The following is a 5,859-nucleotide window of genomic DNA, read 5'->3' as shown; positions in this document are numbered from 1 at the left end:
ACCTCCCGCCGCGCGCGACGCCGCGCGGCCGCGCACCGCCCCCCACGGCATGGATCTGAGTCACGTCTGCGGTACCGCACGCTGAGGCGCGGTGCCGACACCCCCGTGTGGAGGTTCTGTCTTGAAGCGCGCCAACCTGGTGCGGGCGGTACTGGCGTTCGCCGTGCTCGCCACATCGTTCTACTTCGCCTGGTCCAAACCGGCCCGCCTCGGCCTCGACCTCCGCGGCGGCACCCAGATCGTCCTCGAAACCCAGGACTCGCCGCACGTCAAGGCGAACCGCGAGTCCACCGACCGCGCCCGCGAGGTCCTGCGCCGGCGCATCGACGCGCTCGGCGTCGCCGAGTCGTCCATCACCCGGTCCGGCGACCGGCGGCTGATCGTCGAGCTGCCCGACGTCCAGGACCCGACCCGCGCCACCGAGGCGGTCGGCAAGACCGCGCAGCTCACCGCGCACCCCGTGCTGCCCAACACCGGCAAGGCCGAGAAGGGCCAGCAGCTCATCCCGGACGAGACCGGGCAGCAGATCCTCATCGGCCCCGCCGCGCTCACCGGCGACGGCATCGGCGGCGCGAGCGCCTCCTACGACCCGCAGAACCTCGGCGGCTGGGCCGTCAACGTCGACTTCAAAGGCAGCGGGGGCAAGACCTGGGAGCGGCTGACCGCCAAGGCGGCCTGCGCGACCGGCGACGAGCGGCGCGTCGCGATCGTCCTGGACGGCAAGGTCATCTCCTCCCCGCAGGTGACGGAGAGCGTGGCCTGCGGCGTCGGCATCACCGGCGGCTCCACCCAGATCACCGGCGACTTCACCGCCGACGAGGCCAAGGACCTCGCCGCCCTCATCGAGGGCGGCTCGCTGCCCGTCCCCGTGAAGATCATCGAGCAGCGGGTGGTCGGCCCGACCCTCGGCGACGAGGCCATCGACGCCAGCGCCCGCGCCGCCGTCATCGGCATCATCCTCACCGGCCTGTTCATCGTGGCCGTCTACCGCATCGTCGGATTCCTCGCCACGCTCGCGCTGGCCGGCTACGCGCTGATCTCCTACGCCGCCCTCGTCGCGATCGGGGCGACGCTCACCTTGCCGGGCCTCGCCGGGTTCGTCCTGGCCATCGGCATGGCGATCGACGCGAACGTACTGGCCTTCGAACGGGCCAGAGAGGAACGGGCGGCGGCACCGGGCCGCAGCTCCCGCAACGCGCTCACCATCGGGTTCAACAAGGCGTGGTCGGCGATCGCCGACTCCGCCGTCACCACCCTGCTGGCCGGCGGCCTGCTGTTCTGGCTCGCCTCCGGGCCGGTCAAGGGCTTCGGTGTCACGCTGACCATCGGTGTGCTCGCCTCCCTCGTCTCGGCGATGCTGCTCAGCCGGGTGCTCACCGACGCCGCCGCCGCCCGGATGCCCAAGATCACCAAGGGCCGGGCCGGCGGGCTGGCCGGCCCCGGGCGGATCCGCAACTGGCTGGAGAACAGCGGCCCGGATATCATGAAGCGCAGCCGGATGTGGATCGGGATCTCCGCGCTCGCCGTCGTCATCGCCGCGACCGGCATCTTCACCCGCGGGCTGAACTTCGGCGTGGAGTTCACCGGCGGGCGCCTCGTCGAGTACTCCACCAGCCAGCACGTCGACATCAACAAGGCCCGCGCGGCCGTCGCCGACGCCGGCTTCCCGCGCGCCGTCGTCCAGACGTCCGGCCAGGACGACATCTCCGTCCGCACGTCCGACCTGTCCAACGAGGAGGAGAAGCGGATCCAGGAGGCCCTCGCGAAGGAGGGCGGCGGCGCCACCAAGGAGCGCGACGAGCTGATCGGCCCGAGCCTCGGCGACGAGCTGCGGCAGAAGGCGCTGCTCGCCCTCGGCATCGCCCTGCTCGCGCAGCTGGCCTACCTGACGATCAGATTCCGCTGGACGTTCGCGGCCGGCTCGGTGCTCGCGATGTTCCACGACATCACGATCGTCACCGGCGTCTTCGCCTGGCTCGGCAAACCGATCGACGGCGTCTTCCTCGCCGCGCTGCTCACCGTCATCGGGTACTCGGTGAACGACTCCGTCGTCGTGTTCGACCGCGTCCGGGAACTGTGGGGCGCGAACCCGAAGGGACGGTTCGCCGACATCGCGAACCGGGGCACGCTGCAGACCGTCCCGCGGACGATCAACACCGGTATGGGCGCGCTGTTCATCCTGGCGGCCCTCGCGGTCCTCGGCGGCGACTCGCTGACCGACTTCGCGATCGCCCTGCTGATCGGCATCGTCGTCGGAACGTACTCCAGCGTCTTCACCGCGACCCCGATCGCGGTCGTCCTGGAGCGCTTCGCGAAGGCCCCGCCGCCCCAGGGCAAGGGCCAGCAGAAGCCCGTCCGCCGCACCGCCGGCAGCTCCGGCGCCGTCGTCTGACCGCCACGTGCCGCCGGCGCCCACCCAGCGCCGGCGGCACCCGGTCACTCCGGCATCAGCGACCGCGTCAGCGGACCCTTCACGGCTTCGAACATGCAGACCACCTGCCGCTCGTCCAGGTTCCAGGCCACGCTGTTCGGCCCGACGTAGGACGGCTCGACGTTCTCCGGCGGGCGCGAACCCCAGATCTCCCGGGCCCGCTCGCCGCAGCCCCTCGCCGCCAGGTCGTCCATCTCGGCGGTCGAGGGGAGCGTGGCCCCCTTCAGGCCGAAGACGGCGAAGACCTGGAACTTGTGCGGCTCGTCGCAGTCGACGACGGACACCACGCTGGTCACGTCCCACTTCTTCACGCAATCGCCGGGCACCAGGTCGGTGTACTCCCGCGGTTCCCTGGCGATGTCCTTGAGCGCGACGGTGAGATAGCCGGACCCGATGAAGCGGACGACGCATGTCACGGTACGGTCCCCGCGCCCCCACATCTCCTTATCGGGGCGGTCGGTGTAGAGCCGGAAGTCCTCGGCGCGCCCCGTCTTCTTCAGGAACGCGGTGCGGTTCCGGCACAGCTCCCCGGCCTCGGCCGCCACCTCCTGGTCGCCCGGGAACGGGCGCGCCCGCAGGGTCGCCCGGCCGGCGATCTCGCCCTCGTGCGCTTCCTTGCACGGCGCCGCCCTCATGAAGACGGCGACCGACTTCTCCTCGAACCCGACGAAGCAGGTGCCGGCCTTCAGCGTCGAGGCCCGTGGCTGCCCGAAGTCGCTGGCCAGGCCCGTATCGTCCCGGCCCTCCGGCATGCCCGCGACGACGGCGACGGTGATCGCGGCGATCCACGCGACGGAGAGCGCGATCCCGCCGATGGCGAGCCCCCTGCCCTTCTCGCCCCGGCGGCCGATCTGCGCGAGCGCGGCGATGGCGAAGCCGACCGCGAACAGGATCAGGCCGAGCAGTCCCGTGACGACCGCGACGATCGCGAACCGGTTCGTCCGCCGCCGGACGGGCACGGGCGCATCGATCGGGGGTGGCTGTGCGGGCGCGGGCACATCCGGTGGCGCCCACGCGGGGGCGTCGCCGTCCGGGGGCGGTGGCGTGGTCATGGGGCTCCAGAGGCAGGGGGGCGGGGCTCACTTCGGGAGTAGTGCGCGTCAGTGCGGTACGACGGAGTGCTTCAACGGCCCATTTCTCCCCGTGACCAGGCAGAAGACCATTCGGTTTCCCGCCTTCCAGCCCTCCTCGTTCGGCGCCGCGTACGAGATGTCGGCGATGTCGGACGGAGGTTTGCCCTTCCAGACCTTGGCCGCACGCTTGTCGCAGCCTCTGAGGGCCTTCTGCTCCATCCCCGCGTTCCCCGGGTACTCGCCGCCCGGCAGCGTGTAGGTGGCGAGCACCTCGTACTCGTGCTCCGTCGTGCACGGGACGAGGGGCTGGCCGCCCGTGTCGCTCCATTCGTCGATGCAGTCTCCCGGCGCGAGCTGGGAGGTGTGCTGCGACCACGTCTGCATGGTCTGGTCGAGGGGACCCGGGAGCAGGCCGGAGCCGGTGTAGCGCATCACGCATTTCGCGGTGCGACTCCCGTCCTTCCACGCCTCTTCGTCCGGTGGCGCGACGTGGAGTTGGAGGTCGTGGCCGAAACGGCTCTTCTCCAGGAACTCCGTCCGCTCGCGGCACACCGTCCACGCCCGGTTGCGCAGCTCCTCCGAGCCCGGGTACGGCATGTCCGGAAGCTCCCCGTCGGCGCTGACCTCCCCCTGATGGGGCGTGGTGCACGGGAGCGGCCGGACGAAGATCCCCGCGGGGGCCTCCTCGAACCCGCTGAAGCAGTCGCCCGGCCGCATCGTGGTGACCGAGACCTTGCCGTCCGCGCGGGCGCCCGTGGCGTCGCCCCCGGCCAGCACCACGGCGATGGCGACGGCGGCGACCCAGGCCACAGACGCGGCGAGGCCGCCGATGGCGAGCCCCGTCCCCTTCTCGCCCCTGCGCCCGATCTGGACGAGCGCGGCGACCGCGAAGCCGACCGCGAAAAGGACCAGCCCGAGCAACCCCGTGACGATCGCGACAATCGCGAACCGATTCGTCCGCCGCCGGACGCCCACGGGCGGCCCGCTCATGGACGGCCCGGCCAAGGGTGGACTGGTCAAGGGCGGCGCCTGCGTGGGCGGGGCGGAGCCGTCGGCGGACGAAGGAGCGCTGTCAGGCGGCGTCCAGGCGGGTGCCGGCTCGGCATCGTCCGAGGCGCTGCCACCGCCGGGTGGCGTTGTCATACGTGATCCATTCGTGTCATGAGCCATGCGTCACACAGGTCGCGGATACGGCGGGCGTGTCCGGCGGTGCCCAGGTGGGGACGTCGGACGAGGCGTCATCGGGAGGCGGTGGTGTGGTCAAGGGGGCTCCGGGGGTGTGCGGGGCTCACTTCGGCAGCAGTGAGCGGTTCAGGGGTTTCGTGGGGCGGGCCAGGCAGACGATCGCCTGGATGCCGTCCTGCCAGTCCTGCTCGCTCGGCGCGGCGTACTGCTGCCGGACATCGACCGGCGGCGGATGCCGCGCGAACAGCTTGCGCGCTTCGCCGGCGCAGAAACGGATCGCCTTCTTCTCGATGGCGCCCGGACCGGGGTACGGCGGAAAGTCGCCAGGGGCATACTCCGCGTCCAGCGAAATCCAGCGGGCGGCGAATACCTGGCTGCGATGCGGTTCGTTGCACGGAACGGTGGTGGTGACGGGCCTGTCTTCGCTGAAGTCCTCCGCGCAGTCGCCGACCGCCAGCTCGTTGTAGAGCTTCAGCCTGGGATCGATGGTCCGCGCGAGCGGAGTGATGAGCTTGCCGGCGGCCCCGGTGTAGTGGGCGAGGCAGATCACGTTGCGGTCGCCTTTCCACCAGCGCTTCTGGTCGGGGCCGAGCAGGCGCGGGTCGAGGTTCTCGTGATACCTGCTCTTCTGGAGGTACAGGGCCCGGTTCGTGCACAGTTCCTTGGCGCGTAGATAGAGCTTCTCGGGACCCGGGTAGGGCTCCTCCGGCGGCGCGGAGCGGGCGATGACCTCGTTCTCGTGCGGTTGCGTGCACGGCACGACCGTCACCAGGTCGGTGCCCTTGATGGCGGCGCCGGTGAAGCAGTCCCCTTCGCGCAGCGCCGAGGCCCGGGTCTGGACGCGTTCCGCCGATGACGATGAGCCGTCCGCCATCGCTACCGCGACGGCGGCCACGGCCACGGCCCAGGCCGCGGATGCTGCGAGGGCACCGATGGCGAGGCCCCGGCCCTTCTCCGCCCGGCGGCCGGTCTGGACGAGGGCGGCGATGGCGAAACCGGCCGCGAGCGGGACCATGCCGGCGAGGCCGGTGACGAGCGCGACGATCGCCAGCCGGTTCGTCCGCCTCCGGGACGGTTTGGGTGTCTCGATCGGGGGTGGCCCGGCCACGGGCGGGGCGGTGGGCGTGGGCGCGTCCGGCGGCGCCCAGGCGCCGTCCCTTTTCCACCTCC

General features: G+C 71.7%; 4 protein-coding genes. 1 reads left to right on the top strand and 3 read right to left on the bottom strand.

Going from position 1 to position 5,859, the window contains the following annotated elements; all coding sequences use genetic code 11:
- Nucleotides 1-121: 121 nt before the first annotated feature.
- Nucleotides 122-2,392: a protein translocase subunit SecD gene (secD, locus tag HUX53_RS05835; RefSeq protein WP_176402141.1), complete on the top strand. Its 2,271-nt coding sequence runs from the start codon at nucleotides 122-124 to the stop codon at nucleotides 2,390-2,392.
- 44 nt (nucleotides 2,393-2,436) lie between these two features.
- On the opposite strand, the gene HUX53_RS05830 is transcribed toward secD, so the two are convergent.
- From HUX53_RS05830 to HUX53_RS05820, 3 genes are all read right to left on the bottom strand, one after another.
- Nucleotides 2,437-3,483, bottom strand: coding sequence for a DUF4190 domain-containing protein (locus HUX53_RS05830; protein ID WP_176402140.1), 1,047 nt, complete (start codon nucleotides 3,481-3,483; stop codon nucleotides 2,437-2,439).
- Between the two features lie 48 nt (nucleotides 3,484-3,531).
- Nucleotides 3,532-4,494, bottom strand: a complete 963-nt coding sequence (locus HUX53_RS05825) for a DUF4190 domain-containing protein (protein WP_176402139.1) — start codon at nucleotides 4,492-4,494, stop codon at nucleotides 3,532-3,534.
- A gap of 298 nt (nucleotides 4,495-4,792) precedes the next feature.
- Nucleotides 4,793-5,859, bottom strand: a 1,067-nt coding sequence (locus HUX53_RS05820; RefSeq protein WP_217919125.1) for a DUF4190 domain-containing protein, incomplete at its 5' end; no start/stop codon positions are given.

Source organism: Actinomadura sp. BRA 177 (assembly GCF_013372625.1).
GTDB lineage: Bacteria > Actinomycetota > Actinomycetes > Streptosporangiales > Streptosporangiaceae > Spirillospora.
The sequence above is the reverse complement of the archived record's forward strand: the minus strand, read 5'-3'. Positions and strand labels throughout refer to the sequence as shown.